Source organism: Aquimarina gracilis (assembly GCF_035285365.1).
Taxonomy (GTDB): Bacteria; Bacteroidota; Bacteroidia; order Flavobacteriales; family Flavobacteriaceae; genus Aquimarina; species Aquimarina gracilis.
The window spans coordinates 700,542-718,999 of record NZ_JAYKLX010000001.1 but is presented as its reverse complement, the minus strand read 5'-3'; the positions used below and the strand labels follow the sequence as shown (position 1 = coordinate 718,999).

Annotated in this window: 10 protein-coding genes; 6 read left to right on the top strand and 4 right to left on the bottom strand. The window is 35.9% G+C overall.

Annotation, left to right across the window (positions count from 1 at the left end; genetic code table 11):
• Both U6A24_RS02915 and U6A24_RS02910 read right to left on the bottom strand, forming a co-directional pair.
• Positions 1-414: hypothetical protein (locus tag U6A24_RS02915; protein ID WP_324178438.1), on the bottom strand; the 414-nt coding region annotated here is incomplete at its 3' end.
• 117 nt (positions 415-531) lie between these two features.
• Positions 532-1,638, bottom strand: coding sequence for a helix-turn-helix domain-containing protein (locus U6A24_RS02910; protein WP_324178437.1), 1,107 nt, complete (start codon positions 1,636-1,638; stop codon positions 532-534).
• 902 nt (positions 1,639-2,540) lie between these two features.
• Between U6A24_RS02910 and U6A24_RS02905 the strand changes: the two genes are divergently transcribed.
• The 6 genes from U6A24_RS02905 (at position 2,541) to U6A24_RS02885 (ending at position 13,452) form a co-directional block, all read left to right on the top strand.
• Positions 2,541-3,011, top strand: a complete 471-nt coding sequence (locus tag U6A24_RS02905; RefSeq protein WP_324178436.1) for a hypothetical protein — start codon at positions 2,541-2,543, stop codon at positions 3,009-3,011.
• Positions 3,012-3,042: 31 nt separating this feature from the next.
• Positions 3,043-3,327, top strand: coding sequence for a hypothetical protein (locus U6A24_RS02900; protein ID WP_324178435.1), 285 nt, complete (start codon positions 3,043-3,045; stop codon positions 3,325-3,327).
• Between the two features lie 139 nt (positions 3,328-3,466).
• On the top strand, positions 3,467-3,628 hold the full coding sequence (locus U6A24_RS23190) for a T9SS type A sorting domain-containing protein (protein WP_407653997.1): 162 nt from the start codon (positions 3,467-3,469) through the stop codon (positions 3,626-3,628).
• A 180-nt stretch (positions 3,629-3,808) separates the two neighbouring features.
• On the top strand, positions 3,809-5,452 hold the full coding sequence (locus tag U6A24_RS02895) for a tetratricopeptide repeat protein (protein ID WP_324178434.1): 1,644 nt from the start codon (positions 3,809-3,811) through the stop codon (positions 5,450-5,452).
• A 259-nt stretch (positions 5,453-5,711) separates the two neighbouring features.
• Positions 5,712-12,743, top strand: a complete 7,032-nt coding sequence (locus tag U6A24_RS02890; protein ID WP_324178433.1) for a BspA family leucine-rich repeat surface protein — start codon at positions 5,712-5,714, stop codon at positions 12,741-12,743.
• A 10-nt stretch (positions 12,744-12,753) separates the two neighbouring features.
• Positions 12,754-13,452, top strand: coding sequence for a fibronectin type III domain-containing protein (locus tag U6A24_RS02885; protein ID WP_324178432.1), 699 nt, complete (start codon positions 12,754-12,756; stop codon positions 13,450-13,452).
• Positions 13,453-13,534: 82 nt separating this feature from the next.
• On the opposite strand, the gene U6A24_RS02880 is transcribed toward U6A24_RS02885, so the two are convergent.
• Together U6A24_RS02880 and U6A24_RS02875 are read right to left on the bottom strand one after the other, a co-directional pair.
• On the bottom strand, positions 13,535-14,989 hold the full coding sequence (locus tag U6A24_RS02880) for an SLC13 family permease (RefSeq protein ID WP_324178431.1): 1,455 nt from the start codon (positions 14,987-14,989) through the stop codon (positions 13,535-13,537).
• Positions 14,990-15,174: 185 nt separating this feature from the next.
• Positions 15,175-18,027, bottom strand: a complete 2,853-nt coding sequence (locus U6A24_RS02875; RefSeq protein ID WP_324178430.1) for a TonB-dependent receptor — start codon at positions 18,025-18,027, stop codon at positions 15,175-15,177.
• Positions 18,028-18,458: the final 431 nt, after the last annotated feature.

Sequence of the window (18,458 nt, the reverse complement as noted above, 5' to 3'; positions counted from 1 at the left end):
TATCATAATGGGTTCTTCAATGCTTCCATCGATATTTTGATCAATCGATAGCATGAATAACTCATTAGGTAATGATCCTTCTACCGATACCGGGAAGGTATAATTGGTATGTTGCCCCTTGATAGAAAGATGCTTTATTTTATCAATATAAATAGAGACCCCGTTATCTTTAATTTTGTTTATACTATGCACACTTTTTGTTGGCATTTTACTCTTCAAATTTGACATGATATCAGGAATCTCTTCTTTGGAAACAAAACCTTTTTTATGAAAAATCGAGTTTTGGGGGGTGACTGTTTCGGTTACTTGTTCGGTTTCTTCTAGTAACAATTCTTCTTCTTGACATCCTGTAAAAATTGTCAAAAATACCATAGTTAGTGTTGTTAGGGTATAGCCTTTAAAGTAATGTTTCATAATGATTTGTGATTTTTTCTTTATTACTTAATCTGTTTTACTAGTCCAACACAAACATAAAAACAACACTATGATACAATGTCCAGAATATTGTTCAAAACAAAATATTGGACAAACTTATTTATGGCTAGAGCGAAAGGCTGATGGTGTTTTTTGAGTTTCTTTTTTAAAGGCCATATAGAAGTTAGATTTAGAATTGAAGCCCGATTCGTAACCTATCGCTTCAATTGTATAGTTTTTATATTCCGGATTAAGAAGTATTGTTTTTGCATTTTCTACTCTTAACTGATTTATGAAATCTGTAAAGCTTTGATTGGCATTTTTATTAATAATTTTAGACAAATGACTTGTACTTACATCAACTTTTTTAGCCACAAAATCTAAATTCAAATTAGGATTGAGGTATAACTTATTATTTATAATTGAGTTTTTAACTTCAACAAAAAGATCATCTGGGACTTGAGATACTTTTAACTCGGAAGGAACTGTTTTAATAATATCATTTCTTATATCTAATCTTTGATTAAATATTTGTGTTTCAATAATTCCCTTATATACTATCCAGTATACCAAAAGAGAAATAATAATCCATAATGGATAATATGTACTTAGATCGTCTTCGAATCTAGCTATATCATCTTTGATTACAAATACCCATGAAACACATACTATTATACCTATAATCAAAGCTTGTTTTAACCATTTGGTTTTTGCTTTTATCTTTAATAAATCATAACTAGACTTTGATTTTTCATATTTATGGATTTCTAACAGAATAATAGCAATCATTACAATAGAAAAAACAAGGGATACATATTCTTCGACGGTAAGTAGAAGATGTATAGAGACATCGGTTAATGTAATTAAATTGAAAGTTATTATTGCTCTGAATAAAAAACTCAATATAAAAGGTAGAAAAATGAAACTAAGTATCTTCTTCGAAGATTCTAGTTGCAAATATTTATCTACAAAAATGTAAAACATTGGCATTATTAGAAATTCAAAAGGAACATGAAAGAATAGTTTTTCTACCAATTCAACATCAATCAACCAATATTGAAAGTTATTAAGTGAAAGTGCTAATGCCGTAAACACTAGAAAGAAGTTTGCCTTAAATCTAAAGTTTCGATTTAAAAATACAATGAGACCAAAAACCGGCCCTTGAAAAATCCCAATGAGAATAATGATATTAAATATATTGAAGTTTAAATCTTGGCTCGCCACGGAATAGGTTTTAAGTTATAAAAATATAAAAGACTAGTTAATAGCCAGATTAAGCTTTAGTTATTTTGACTGAAAACTTAATTGTTATATTTTGTTTTACAATAATACTAAGCCCCAGTTTCATTTTTTGAAACTCGGGTTGTTGATACTGTTATTGTTGTGTTAAATATATTATTAAAGCATAATGAACGGTGTTCCCAATACGAGATTAATAAATATTGTATTCCTATATCTCATTGCATTCCCCATACCATGGCGCCCCGTAACCAAATTACCTCTCCACAGCAATTGATCAAGCCTTCCCGTAACCTTACATACCCGTCCCGGGAGGTATAATACCTCCCTGGGAGGTTGCCAGGTAATTTCTGGGGCAGTACATAGGCTTCCCGGGCTCCGGGAACGACTTTGAATGCTCCGGGAAGGTGCTTGCAAGTGCTGTGGGGCACTTTTAAGATGCTGGGAGACCAAATAATTGATACGGGAAACGTATAGCGAGCTCCGGGAAAGCGGTTGTACCCTACGGGAAGGTACTCACATATGCTGTGGAGCCTACAGAAGGTTACAAAGACACTATTTTAAGGACCAAAATGAAGAAAAAAATCCCGGGACCTTTACATTAAGTCCTGGATTGTGATTGTAATATACAGGATGATGATTTCTATGCTCGGGAGGCATATTGTTTTCTAAAATATTGACTCATATAGCCCTTAAAACGTTCTGGATCGTTTTTTGAAACTAGCTCATTTTTTCTCAAAAATATTTGGCAACTATGGAAACCCGTAAAAATAATTGAGAAGAATTGTTGATTTTTGGGAAGAGAGAGGTGATTTAAGTATGTATTTATAAATGGAAAGTAAAGAATATATATCCTTTATACACTTGTTGGACACAATATGGAAAAAATGAAAATCAGAAATTCTAAAGATGCATTACTCTTTTTTTTAAGTGAGAAAAAAAAGACTCAATTCTTAGTGAATGAATTGGGAATAATAATGCTTATGCTGAGCTGTCTTCTTTGGCTCATATTCTTTTATCTTGGTTACCAGTTTTTATTTTTCACGATAGCAATCCAAATTTCTTTATTATTTATTGGCTTTAAAATGATTTCTACAGAAAAGGACAGACAGACAGAAGCGGAATATATGGTTCATAAAATATATAAAGAAAATGAAAAGAGAGGGATATATTACCAAAAAAGGTTTGAAAGACTTTTCAGAAAATACTTTTCTAAGGGAGAATATTTTGCAGATAACCCAAGAAGGCAGGTAGAAGTAATATTGGAAGAATTAAATAGTCAAAGACTTGACAAAAACGAAAAAGCAGAATTAATTGATATGTTGAACTATTTCTTATACGAATATTATGTTGAATAGTATCGTCGCATTTTTCAGTAGACGACCAAATTTGGGACGAATTAAAATAATATTATTTCCAGTATTGGTTGGAGGTATAAGTTTTGATTGGTTAGTAGGCTATAATTTTGCTAGCAAACAACTTGAAGTATCATCAGGTACGGATGAAATTTTGATTCCAATTTTAATGGTTAGTATTTTTATAATTATGCTTTTTGCAAATCTTTGGGATAGACATCGAGAAAGGAAAATTATCGAAAAAAAAATAGAATTACTTGACAAACCAAGTACAACTGAAGCAATGAAAATGGAAATATTACGTCAAATAGACCAATAAGTACTGTGCCCAACAAAGAACTGAGTTAAAAAACAAGTCTTTTTACGCTAATTTTGAAACAAAATTCTCATCATAAGACAATACCCCAACAAAAAGCGATAGGTCTTTTAATTTTTAAAAATACGTTTCAGAATCCTTAATACTCATCATCATCCCCGCCGGGGGATCCACAGTTGCGATCAAACAAACAGGAGATGGCGAATTGAATATCAATAGTGATGGGTTGGCAAAAGGAACGTATTTCTATACAATATATGTAGGGAGCAGAAGAATAAATACTAAGAAAATGGTGATCGAGTAATAAGGCTATCCATTTTGTTCGCGATTACAGAGGTTGGGAACCGAAATGTATACGATACCCGCTTAATTATTTGAGTGGGTATTGATTTTGATATAAGCGTTGTAAAAAAATCATTATGGTTGAAAAGATAATATGATGTATTTTTGGGAAAAGACCAGCTAATTCCCAAAAAATTATTTGTTGAAAATAACTTTCGTATATATAAGTGCCTTTTTACTATCCTTTTCGATGTATTCGCAATCTCACGATAGTATCGCAAATGTTTTGAAGGATAAAATCGAAAAAGCAACTACCGATTCTGCTCGAATTGGTTATCAAATCGAATTGGTAAAACAAATGCACCGATTTGATGTAGATACCTCGAGGATAATCCTTAACGAGGTATTTGCATTTTTAAAAGAACAAGATAAAAATGAGTATTATCAAAAAAGCGAAGCACAGGCATTAAATTATTTAGGCATATTAGACAGCAAACAAAGTAATCCAGAAAATGCGCTGACCAACTATTTAAAAGCACTTGGTATAAGTGAGATCATTCAGGACTCTGTTACCATTGGGTTGACGTTGCATAATTTGGGAATGTTCTACAGACGCCAGAAAGATTTCAAAAAATCTAAACAATATTTTAAAAGTGCGATTACAATTAAAAATAAGTTAGCCGATGTGGAAGAGCTTGCTTTATCACATCATATGTTAGCAGTTACTTACTATCTCAATAAACAAAATGATTCTAGTCTTATTCATATTTCAAAAGTAAAAGCCTTGCCTTGTTCTAAATCCAGAATAGCTAAGGCCAATGGTGGTTTAGCTGCCATTTATTATAGTAATAAAGAGTTTGATAAGGCTATTGCGATTTATAAAGAAAATGTAGGGATTTCAAAGAATATAAAGGATCAAAGTGAATTAAGTGTAAGTTACCTAAATGTTGCCGTATTGTATAATGCACTTAACGAATATGATAGAGCACTACCTTATTTGGATAGTGCTATAACAGTCGCTAAAAAGCTAAAAAATAAAGAGTTATTACTCAAGCAATATTATAGCAGAAGCAATCTTAATGAAACGCGGAAAGAGTATCAACAAGCATTAGAAGATTACAAAATTTACAAAGTGTATAATGATTCGATCAATGATACAGAAAAGGTTAAACGCATCACAGAATTGGAACTCAATTATAAATTTGAAAAAGAAAAACAAGCCGATCAATTACGTTTAGAAAGTGAAACTGCCAAAAAACGATTGTATCTTATCTTATTGGCTATAGCACTTGTTTTAGGAGGTATTATTTTTTGGTTAACTCGTAAAAATGCAAAGCATCGCATCGCCTTATCGAAAAATAAGCTAGAACAAGAACAGCTAGAGAAAGTGAAAGCCGAGCTTGCTCTGATAACTCAGGAAAAAGAACTTAAAAAAGTAGTGGTTGATAGTTCAATACGTCAAGAAGTACTCAACAAGACCTTGGGTGATATTCGCGAAATTATTCGGCTTGAGAATGAAAAAGAACGTGTTAAGGCATTACATTCACTATCTGCTTCGTTACTTTCAGAAAAAGCTACCAAAAAAATAACCACTGATTTGCAATCCTATCTCAATAAAGTAAGTCGAGATTTTAAAGTGATTTTGGATAAGCACTTCCCACAATTAAAAGAAAAAGAAAAAGAATTACTGAGTTTGATGACTTTGGGACTCAATTCTACCGAGATAAGCAAACTTCAAAGTACTACGGTTTCGGCCATAAAATCTTCCCGCTCACGTATCCGCAAAAAAATAGGGGTAGACTCCAAAGAAGATATTATAGCGTTTATTAAAAAAACCAAAATATAATATACGAACCTTGAGCCTGTCGAAGGGTGATATAGTATTATTTACTTCCATCAGTATAACAAGGTTTTTGTACGCTTATTAAACACTTTTAACGCTACGATGGGTAGATTGCAACCCTTTTGCAACCCCTTATAATCAATACTTTTCTTAAAATAATCTTAATTTTGCCCACGATTTTTATAAGAATCGAACAACTCAAGTTGCTCGTATTTGATCAAAAATCACGCTCAAAATCTAGTATAACAATAACATACCCCTTATGAAGCACTTTTACATTGCACTATTTTTTATGGTCAGTTTTGTGAACTTATCAAACGCGCAAAACGAATTTATTACCACCTGGCAAACCACTACTGCCAATGAAAGGATAACGATCCCTACTATCGGTTCTGGATATAACTATACGGTAGATTGGGGAGATGGCACAATCGAAACCAGTCGTACCGGAGATGCCACTCATGAATATACGACTGCAGGAACACAGACCATAAAGATTAGTGGTGATTTCCCTAGAATATATTTTAACAATAATGCAGATGCTGATAAAATACGTACTGTTGAACAGTGGGGAAACATTGCCTGGACAAGCATGGAGAATGCATTTAATGATTGTAATAACCTAAGAATACCAGCTACAGATGCTCCAGATCTTTCTAATGTAACTAGTTTAAGAAATGCCTTTAGAGTATGCAGGTCATTAAGTAACGAAGATTTTTCATATTGGGATGTTTCAAACATTACCAATATGGGTTTTGCCTTTTTTGCTACTAATTCTTTTAATGGAAATCTAGATACTTGGGATGTAGGTAGTGTTACCAGTTTTTTGGGCATGTTTTCTCAAAGTGCATTCAATCAGGATATTTCTAATTGGAATATTGGAGAACGTGTTACCGGAACTATAAGGATGGGAATTATGTTTCAGCTAAATAGACAGTTTGATCAAAACTTAGGCGATTGGGATCTGGGTAAGGTCACATCTATGAATAACATGTTTTCGAACACTTCACTTTCTACAGAAAATTATGATGCTACATTGATTGGTTGGGCAACAGATTCTAGTGGTGTCTCAAATGATGGAGTTGATGACATTCCTTCAAACATCGATTTTAATGCAGGTTCGAGTACCTTTTGTTTAGGAATAGAACCAAAAAACACGCTAACATCAGCACCCTACAATTGGACTATTACTGATGGAGGTACCACATGCGCGGCAACAGATTTCTTTATCACCACTTGGAGCATAGCTAGCAATAATGAAGAAATAGCACTTCCTATTGTAGATACGGGACTTGATTTTGCAGTAGACTGGGGTGATGGTATTATTACTAATGAAACGGAAGAAGCCTATCATACCTATGCAAACGCTGGTACATATACTATTCGCATTTCTGGTAATTTTAATCAGATTCGTTTTAATGGTAATGCAGATAGTAGAAAAATTCAAACGATCGAGCAATGGGGAAGTAACAAGTGGACCTCTATGGAAAGTGCATTTAAGGGTTGTGGATCCTTAGAAATAAATGCAACCGATGCTCCTGATCTTAGCGATGCAACCTCCATGGAGAGTATGTTCGAAGATGGTTCCTGTATTGATAATGGTGGAAATATAGGAAATTGGAATGTAAGTGCCATTAGCTCCATGAACAGTATGTTTCGTAATGCGTTTATGAATGAGAATATCAATACCTGGAATGTTAGAAGTGTAAAGAGTATTGATCATATGTTTCAGGCTTGTGAAGATTTTAATTATACTTTGGATCAATGGGTTACTACGAATCTAGAATCAGCAATAGAAACTTTTGCTGATGCGAAGTCTTTTGATCAATCATTAGGGGACTGGGATATTAGTAATGTATCAGATTTTACAGATATTTTTACTAATGGTACGGGCATGTCTGATCAAAATTATGATGCTACACTTATCGGTTGGGCGACGTTGGAAAGTGGAGAATCTCTTTCTTTAAATGTTTCCTTTGGAGCTGGAAATCTAAAATTTTGTTTGGGAGAATCAGCTAGAAATCTATTAACATCATCAACATATAACTGGTCAATTACTGATGGTGGTTTTGGATGTGATTTTACAAATGCCTTTATCACTACGTGGCAAACTACGACTGCAAATGAATCGATTACTATACCAACTACAGGTAGTGGATACAATTATGCAATAGATTGGGGAGATGGTATTATTGAAAGTGGATTTACAGGAAATGCGACGCATGAATATGTTAATGCCGGAACTTATACAGTAAGAATCATTGGTGATTTTCCTAGAGTTTTCTTCAATGATAGAGGAAATAAAAATAAAATTTTAACTGTAGAACAATGGGGTACTATAGCCTGGCAGTCTATGGCACAAGCCTTTAATGGTTGTGCTAATCTTAAATTAAATGCCACCGATACTCCTAATCTTAGCGCAGTAACAACTACCCGACGGATGTTTGCAAAAAACACCAATTTTGAAGATTTACAAAATGTGATAGGTGCCTGGGACACCGGAAATGTAGAAGATATGAATTCGATGTTTATCGAGTCCGGTTTTAATCACGATATCGGAAATTGGGATGTATCTAACGTACGAAGTTTTGATGGGATGTTTTATGTATGCCCTAATTTTGATCAGGATTTAGGGAGTTGGGATATTAGTGAAGCCGTATCCATGAGATCTTTTATCGGAACAAATAGTTTGGCTACTAATAATTTTTCTACAGAAAATTATGATAAAACATTAAAAGGATGGGCAACATTGGATGCGGGAGAAACCAGAATTCCTCGTGATGTATATGTATCTATTGATCTTACCCGATATTGTGATGCTTTTGTGGAGCGATTTCAGTTAATAAATGACTATAATTGGAGAATTTCTGATTTGGGAGTAGGGTGTCCTGAAGAGGAGAAATTTATTACCACTTGGCAAACTACTACGACTAATGAAACTATTACGATACCAACTTTTAGTGGAGAATCCTATCGTTATGTGATTGAATGGGGAGATAATACGGCAGAAGCAGTAACCACGGATACAGCACCATCACATACCTATAGGAATGCTAGGGCTTATACTATAAAAATTACTGGTGATTTTCCGAGAATTTATTTCAATAACTCGGGAGACAAAGAAAAAATCTTATCCGTTGAACAATGGGGAGTACAACCATGGACTTCTATGGCAAATGCTTTTAGGGGATGTACTAATCTGAAATTAAATGCTGATGACGCTCCGGATTTGACTCTTGTTACTTCTTTATATAGAACATTTTTGGATTGTACAAATCTTGAAGATTTAAAAAATAATATAGGTACTTGGAATCTAGAGAACGTAACTACGATATCCAGCCTATTTGAAGATACACCGTTTAACGAAAACATCAACGGTTGGAATGTAAGTAAGGTTGAGGACTTTTCTAGTATGTTTAAAAATAATACGGAATTTAATCAACCTTTAAATAACTGGAATACTGAGAAAGCGAATGATCTAACCAATATGTTTGATGGAGCAACAGCTTTCAATCAACCTATTGGAATGTGGAATGTAGCTCTGGCGCAATATTTTGATTTTATGTTCCTAAATGCAACTACTTTTGATCAAAATCTTGCAGCATGGGATATAAGTAATACAAGCAGGGATTCAATGGATGGTATGCTTATAGGTTCGGCAATGTCTCAAACAAATTACGACGCTACGCTGATAGGTTGGGCAACCTTAGAAACTGGAGAAACAAGAATTCCGACAGAGGTGAAATTAGATGCTAGTACTTTTTATTGTTTAGGAGAAACTGCAAGAAACACCCTAACTAGTGCTCCATATAATTGGACAATAAACGATGCAGGAAAAGGTTGCCCTGAAGATTTCTTTATCACTACCTGGCAAACTACTGCGGCTAATGAATCCATTACCATACCTACTACAGGGAGTGGATATGATTATACAGTAGATTGGGGAGATGGTACGGTGGAAACTGGATTTACAGGAGATGCAACCCACCAATATGTAACCGCTGGAATCTATACTGTAAAAATTATAGGAGATTTTCCCAGGATTAGTTTTAGATTTAATTTTGAAAACCAAGAGAAAATCTTATCCGTTGAACAATGGGGAGTACAACAATGGACTTCTATGGAAGGTGCTTTTTCACGTTGTAGTAATTTGGTAATCAATGCAATTGATGCCCCAGATCTTAGTTTGGTAACCAGTATGCGATGGATGTTTGAACAAACTACTGCTTTGGTAGATAATGGTGGTAACATGAGGAATTGGGATGTGAGCACTGTTGAAATGATGACTTCATTGTTCAGCCGCTCAAACTTTAACGAAAATATAGATTCATGGAATGTAGCCAACGTAAAGAATTTCTCATCTATGTTCTTTAGGAATGTTCGTTTTAATCAAAATCTTAATTCCTGGAATACAGCTATGGGAGAACGTTTCGGTTCTATGTTTGATGGAGCAACTGCGTTTAACGGTACTATCTCAAATTGGGATACAGGCGAAGCAACAAGTTTTGCAAATATGTTTAGAGATGCTATTGCATTTAACCAGGATATCAGCGGATGGGATACCAAGAATTTAGGTAATATCAATAATACTTTTGAGAGAGCCACAGCTTTTGACCAAGATTTGGGGGGTTGGGATATTAGTTCTTTGGTAGAAAATACGAATTCGATTCAGCATATGTTTAGTAATTCGGGTATGTCTACTGAGAACTATGATGCTACGTTAATAGGTTGGGCTAGATTAGATGGTGGAGAAACTAAAATTCCGGTGGGAGTAATTTTTCATGCAGAAGGAATACCGTATTGCGTAGGAGAAACTGCTAGAAATACCCTAACGAGCACCCCGTATAATTGGACAATTACAGATGCAGGAAAAGGTTGCCCTGAGGATTTCTTTATCACCACCTGGCAAACTACTACAGCTAATGAATCGATTACCATACCGACTAAAGATTCAGGATACAATTATAGGGTAGACTGGGGAGACGGAACTATTGAAAGTGGTTTTACTGGAGATGCTACCCATCAATATGCAACCGCAGGAACGTATACTGTAAAGATCGTTGGAGATTTTCCTAGAATCAACTTTGATAATACTGGAGATAAAGACAAAATAAGATCGATAGAACAATGGGGAAATATACAATGGTCTAGCTTTAGAGAAGCCTTTTATGGCTGTGAGAACTTGAAGTTAAATGCTGATGATATTCCAGATTTTACACAAGTTACTGAATTAACCAGTATGTTTGGAGAATGTACAAATTTTGAGGATCTTAAAGATACTATTGGTTCCTGGGATATGTCTACCATAGAGTATATTCATGGTATGTTCTATGAGTGTTCTATTTTTAACGAAGATATTAGTGGTTGGGTATTTACGAATCTTTTAAGAACTGATTCTGCTTTTGAAGAAGCATTAGCATTTAATCAGGATATTTCTAATTGGAATATGGCTACGGTTACAGATATGGCATATATGTTTTATAATGCTACTTCATTCAACCAACCTGTTGGTAATTGGGCCTTAGGAACTGTAGAATATATGTATGCTATGTTTTACGGAGCTACTTCATTTAACCAGGATTTAAGTAATTGGGATTTTAGTCAGGTTCAGGATATAGAAGAGTTATTTTGGGGAGCATCCTCCTTTGACCAGGATCTATCCAGTTGGGATATTTCAAGTGTAACAAACATGAGTGAAATGTTTACAGGTTCTGGAATGTCGCAAGAAAACTATGATAATACCTTAATTGGATGGGCAACCGTAGAAACAGGAGAAACCCAAATTCCTGCAAATTTAACGTTAGATGCCGATGCTACCTATTGCCTAGGTGAAGCAGCAAGAAATACATTAACGAGTGCTCCTTATAATTGGACCATCAACGACGGAGGACTAGGTTGTATACCACCTGTAATTATGCTACTAGGCGATAATCCACAAATTATAGAAAAAGGTACACCTTATATCGAGTTAGGAGCAGAGGTAACCTATGGTGCTACAGTAACCATTACGGCTACATCGGTAAATACTAATCAAGTGGGTAGCTATACTGTTACCTATGACGCAGTTAATCCCGTATCTGGTATTTCTGCAGACCAAGTAACAAGAACTGTTGAGGTTGTAGATACCACAGCACCTGTAATTACTTTAACCGGTGCCAACCCACAAATCATAGAGAGAGGAGCAACCTATACTGAGTTAGATGCTACTACCGATGACGGTAGTACTGTCATTATTGATGCTTCGACAGTGAATATGGATGTAGCAGGAAGCTATGAAGTGACCTATAACGCTACGGATGCATCAGGTAACAATGCCGTTGAGGTAATTAGGACCGTAAATGTAGTGGATACTACGGCTCCTATAATTACTTTAATGGGAGACAATCCACAGACTATTGAGTTAGGGTCAGGGTATACCGAGTTAGGTGCTACCATCGATGATGGAGTAACCAATGTAATCATCAATACTTCCGATTTTGTAGATGCTGTAGGTAGCTATACAATACGCTACAATGCTACGGATGCTTCAGGCAATGTAGCTACCGAAGTTGCCAGAACAGTCAATGTAGTAGACACTTGTCCGCTGGTAAGTTTACCTGCCAACAATTTTGGGATTACTACCGCTAGCGAGACTTGTTTGGATAAGAATAATGGTATGATCAACATCACTGCTGCTAACGAGTTAGATTACATAACGACCATTGATGGTATAGAGCATAACTTTACTTCCTCATTAGAAGTTAACAATTTGACGCCAGGTACCTACCCAGTATGTATCACAGTAGCTGGATTTAATAATTGCGAACAATGTTTTGAGGTAGTGATCGAGGCCGCCGAGAGTCTAGAAGGTAAAACGAGCCTACAAACCGATACCTCGACCAGCAAAATGTTGGTAGAAATCGCTACCGGAACTGTACCATATACGGTAATGATCAATAATGAAATGGTAGGAACGTATACCACCAAGAGTTTTATAGTGGATGTACAACATGGCGATGAACTTGAGGTTTCTTCAAGTTTGGCTTGTGAAGGGAAGCTATCTACCAAAGTGACTCTAATCAATGAAGTTAGTCTAGCTCCAAACCCAACGAGAGGTAATGTTACCCTTAGTCTTCCAGATAGTAAACTCCAAACGATCGATGTATCGATTTATAATGGACTGGGTGTTGAGGTTTCTTCAAAAGAGTATACGATTACTTCAGGACAAGTGATGTTACCTATGCAAACCTTACCACAAGGAGTGTATTTTGTAAGACTTGAAGCAGGAGCCACTTTTAAAATTGTAAAACAATAAAACGAGAACAATGACGAAAAGTATAAAGATATATATCGCTTTATTGAGCACAGCACTAGTACTATCTTGTAGTGGCGATGATGATGGTGGTCCGCAGATAGATCTTTCGAATGCCGATCCTACGATCCCAAGTTTGATATTTCCAACTAATAATTTAACGTGTACCAATATAGATTTAACATTTTCATGGAATGCTGCTACCGATAGTGATGGGGATACGATTAGTTATGTGATCGACATTTCGACAGATAGTAGTTTTGATACGATCGCCTTTACGGTAACCACGACGCAACGTAACAGGACATTCAACCTAGACAAGGGAGTAACCTATTTTTGGCGTGTAAAGGCCATGGACAATAAAGGGAACGAGAGTGATTATTCGGCCACCCAATCGTTTTTCACCGAGCCAGATGCAGCTGTAAATACACTGCCTAATGCTCCAGAAGTAGTAAGCCCAGAGATTGGATCTCGAGTATCGGAAACAACAATTACTTTAAATTGGAATGCGAGCGATGCTGATGGAGATACACTAGTGTATGATGTGTATTTTGGAGATACAGATTCCCCAGCATTGGTAGCCGAAGCTATTGACGTATCTACATTGGATGTATCGGTATCCTCGGGTACTACCTATTACTGGAGAGTAGTAGCAAAAGATCCAAACCAAAGTGCCACCATGGGACAGCTTTGGAACTTTAGAACAGAGTAAATAGTACCCAAATAGGGAAGGATTATGGAGGTAAGGGGCCATAATCTGCTTTTGTATAAACCACTCAATACTATTGGGTGGTTTATCTAAACCCCTCAGGGAAACCCGCAATTTCTATGTCCCATACCAATGGTAATATATAATAAATCAATACAGTAGCTACCAAAATAGAAACGATATTCATCCAGAATCCTGCTTTCATCATTTTTGGGATGGTAAGTAAGCCTGAGCCAAAAACAACGGCATTGGGTGGAGTGGCTACTGGTAGCATAAAAGCACAAGACGCTGCTATGGTTGCTGCGATCATCAGGAAATAGGGATGTACATCTATGGATAATGCAAGGGCAGCCAGTACAGGCATCAACATTGCTGCTGTAGCGACGTTAGAAGTGATCTCGGTCAAAAAGTTGACAACCGCAATAATTGCCAAAATCAATAATATCGCAGGAAGAACTTTGAACAGCGTTAATTGACTACCGATCCATTGCGCAAGGCCAGAAACTTTGAATCCTTCGGCTAGGGCGAGTCCTCCTCCAAACAATAATAAAATTCCCCAAGGGATGGTTTCTGCGGTTTGCCAATTGATAATGCCTATTTTTCGTTTTTCTCCCGAAGGAAGAATAAATAAAGAAATCGCTCCGGCAATGGCAATTAATGTATCATTAATTCCGGGAAGAATCTTTTTTAATACAAATGGGCTGGTGATCCAACATAAAGCTACGACAATGAACACGAATAATACCGATTTTTCTTGATAGGAGATTTTACCTAATGAGGTTAATTGCTCTTTGATGGCTTTTTTACCGCCCGGAATTCCTTCGATAGTAACTGGAAACACTACTTTTGTTAAGTAAAACCATCCAATGGTAAGCATCAAAATAGAAAACGGCAACCCCAACATCATCCATTCTGTAAACGAAATGGTTTGTCCATAAATCTCTTCAACAATACCAACAAAAATGACATTTGTTGGTGTTCCAATAATGGTGGCAACACCTCCTACAGAGCAACCATAAGCAATAGCCAACATCAATGATCGTCCCATACTTTTTTTTACCTCTCCTTCAGCTTTGATCTGAGAAATAACAGCAAGACCTATGGGAAGCATCATCACTGCCGTAGCGGTATTAGAGATCCACATACTTAAAAAGGCTGTTGCCATCATAAAACCTAGGATCACTTTGTTCCAATTACTACCAATTTGATAAATGATGGTAAGGGCTATTCGTTTATGAAGATTTGTCTTTTCTATAGCTACTGCCAGAATAAATCCGCCTAGAAATAAAAAGATCATTTGGTTGGCAAAAGCACTTGAGACCCCTTTTACGGTCATAACGCCTGTTAAAGGGAAAAGAACGAAGGGGAGAAGGGCGGTAGCCGAGATTGGAATAGCTTCGGTAATCCACCAAATGGCAATCCAGGTCCCAATGGCAAAAGTGGCAATACCTTCCTTTGATAATCCCTCAGCCCTAAAAAAGAGCAAAATAAGTATGAAAAGAATAGGGCCAGCAAAAAGTCCAACAGTCTTTGCCTTCATTTAGTATTGGTTTTAGATCTTTATTTTCAGAACAGATATTGTGAATTTACTGTAAATATTCGGATCTGTTTTAAAAAGATATGTTGAATTGTTCACTTTGTGCTATGTGGTTGTAAAAAAACGGCTCTTTGTTAGAAATGTAAGAACCGTTTTTCGACGTAATTAACTCAATTATAAAATAAGTCTTAGAAGGTATATGAAACTCCAAACGAGGACCTAAATCCATAATAACTTATATCCCATACCCTGGATTCATTGCCCAAGTATTCAATTTGGGGTGCATCGTTAATGTTCTGAATTTCAGCATATATTCTCCATTTTTTCTTTATAGTATATGAAGCATTGGCATCCAATTGAAGTCTTTCGGCTCGTATAACATCGCTATCACCTGGACTTAATCGATCTCCGCCAATTTGTTCAATACGCTCATCCTGATAGTTTGCCGTAAAACGGGCAGATAGCCCGCCTTTATCAAAGGTGAGTGCAGCATTGGCTGTATGAGGAGACTGCCCCGGTAACCTACGTCCATCAACTCCGTCAATAGTAGCGTCACTATCGGTATAGGTGTAGTTAAGATAGATTCCAAAGTTACTTAAGAAACCAGGTAAGAATTTAAAATTACTTTGGATATTAACTTCAGCTCCTAGCACTGTAGCACCATCGCCATTATCCGGTTGAAATACTAAAAATCGATCCCGCTCTTCCTGTGTAAATATATCTGCTCCTGGAAACTCATCTCCTGTTTGGATCTGAAATACGCGAACAAAACGGAAATCCTTGATATCTTTATAAAATACACCTCCCGATAAAATTCCTACAGTCCCCAAGTATCTTTCAAATAAAAGATCAAAATTGTTTGCCGAAGGTGGTTGAAAGTTAGCGTTTCCAACTTCAATTTCATCATTTTCGTCAAAAATCTGTAAAGAGGGGATAACATCATCAAAATTAGGACGCGAATACCCTTTGGTATATGCCAGTCGTAAATTAGTGAAATCATCAAGTTCATATTTTACTTGAAGATTTGGTAAAACAAAATCATAGGATGATCTATCTGAAACAGGGGTAACTGTTAAACCGCCATCTGCGTTTGGATCTTCATCTCTTACGATATTAGCGTCATAGTCAAGGTTTACTGATTCGTATCGCACCCCAGCTAGGATGTTAAATTTGCCTGTTCTAAGTTTACCCATGAAATAAACTGCGTCTGTATTTTCATTGGCAGCATATAAAAAGTTACTTGTTTCTTGGCGTCCTTGCTCTTCGTTTAACTCAAAATCCCCTATATTTGCAAAGTAAAAGTCTGAAAAAAGGCCAGGATCAACAGAGGCTCCGTAGTTATAGTTTCCATCTAATAGGCCGGTACGCACTAATCCTGGGGTGTTAAACTGTGCTATTGTTATGTCTTGATCTCCTTCATATTCGAAAACATTAGTGGCACCACTTCTGTTTAGTCTTGTAACCCGGTTTTTATAACCTGTTTTAAGGGTTAAAAGAGAGTTGTCTAAAGTGATAGGAAGTTCAAAGTTAATTTTTGCTGTACTGGCGGCATTTTTAACGATACGATTATAAAATTGAATATTCCTATAATCATCAAATAAATCATCATCAAATTGATCTCCTGGTTGCCCTCCAACAGGGAAAATTTGTGGAAAATCTGGATCTGCCAGACTTATTTGCATATCTACATCGGTTCCATCGGCACGAATTTCACCTCGTGTTCCATTTTCATCTCTTTGTCCAGTAGAAAATGCATACCCGGGTACGATTTCTAAATTACCAACTTTAAATTGGGCATCGGCATTTAAACTTATAGTATATCGATCTACGACACGATCTCTAAATCTTTTACGGGCTCTCGCTTCGGTACTAAGGTCTGGTGCCTCACGTTCGCCATTTCTAGGTCTAAATTGTGTTCTTTGTCTTAGTTCATCTTCTCGTAAAAAACTGTAGAACCCCTTAACTACGATAAAATTATCATTGTCGAATTGATAATCGCTCGTGAGTGTTACACCTATCCGAGACCGGTCGCTAGCAAGAGGTCGTAAATTAAGGTCACTTAGATAAAACTGTTCACCATTACCATCATCAAAATCCCGTGTTCTCCATCTTCCTTCAATACGGTCTTCACCACCTTCTCTTCTGTAAAAAGAGACATTACCCATTAAACCAAAAGCTCCGTTTGGATTCTTGTCATTTACTGCAAAACGCTGGTCAAGCTTGAATTTTCCTATAAAGTTTACTCCTTCAGTTAAATCTACATAACCACCACCCAATTCGGCTTTTACACCCAATTTTGTTCTTCTTGCTTTTGGAGAAGAAAGATTAACCGAACCTCCAATAGCATCACCATCCATATCGGGGGTGATTGTTTTGGTAACTTCAATTTGACTTAATTGATCAACAGGGAATTGGTATAATCCAGAAGTACGATTATTACTTGTACCCGTATTTTGAAGTTGCTCACCATTTATTGTTACTGTGGTATAATTTTGTGGAGTACCGCGAATTGAGATGGCGTCTCCTTCCCCTTGATCAAGGTCTATATTTACACCAGGAACTCTTTGCAAGGCATCAGAAACGTTTAGATCCGGAAAACGACTTATAAGATCTGTCGAAATAACATTTTTGATATTATCTGCTGCTCTTTGAATGTTTAAGGCCCTTCTTTGCCCTTCAAGGTTGGCCGAGATTACAACTTCGTCTAATCCAAAGGTTGATTCCTCAAGCATTATCGTAATATTGTTAGGGTCGCTGTAATCTGATACATTAACTTCTCTGGTTTCAAAACCTAAATATGTAATAACTAATACTGCAGATGAAGGGTTGTCATATACCAAATTGAATTTACCATCAAAATCTGTACTTGATCCTATTGAGGTGCCCTTTATCACAACTTCTGCTCCAGGAAGAGGCAGGTTATCGATATTTTCCCGAATTGTTCCCGAGATTGTTTGTGCCAAAACTCCAGAAGAACAAAGTAGGAGTAATGATAAAATCGGTAAAAAACGTTTTTTTGATTTCTGGATAGTTTTTTTCATACGTGTTTGGTTTTGATTATTTTTTGAGGGTAGTGTCTTTGTTGTTTTTTAGTCCTAATAAGGGTAATTTAGTTTCTTTTCAAAATAATTGATGCAATCGATTGCATAATGTTATTTAAGAATAATCCTTAGAATAGCAACCATTTTTATGATTAAAAAAGTTACACAAAAGAGAATTTGGATGTAATCGGGGTATTTTTTTGTTAAATATGAACAATCGATTGCACAACATAATAAATGGTTTAATTTATATGAACACTAATTCACTTGTCTAAATAACAAAAAAAACCTCAATTATTTGATATTATGATTATTTAAGTGTTAATTTTTACGAAAAAAATAATAAAAGTATATTTTACGATAAAAAATAATCAATAAAATAAAGATTTTAGTTAGAAAAACATAAAAAAAGAAAGGTTAATCCATAACGG

Bases quoted from the DNA above. Each gene is read 5' to 3' on its own strand.
- U6A24_RS02905 (WP_324178436.1), top strand. From the start codon at position 2,541: ATGAAAATCAGAAATTCTAAAGATGCATTACTCTTTTTTTTAAGTGAG.
- U6A24_RS02890 (WP_324178433.1), top strand. From the start codon at position 5,712: ATGAAGCACTTTTACATTGCACTATTTTTTATGGTCAGTTTTGTGAAC.
- U6A24_RS02885 (WP_324178432.1), top strand. From the start codon at position 12,754: ATGACGAAAAGTATAAAGATATATATCGCTTTATTGAGCACAGCACTA.
- U6A24_RS02880 (WP_324178431.1), bottom strand. From the start codon at position 14,989: ATGAAGGCAAAGACTGTTGGACTTTTTGCTGGCCCTATTCTTTTCATA.
- U6A24_RS02875 (WP_324178430.1), bottom strand. From the start codon at position 18,027: ATGAAAAAAACTATCCAGAAATCAAAAAAACGTTTTTTACCGATTTTA.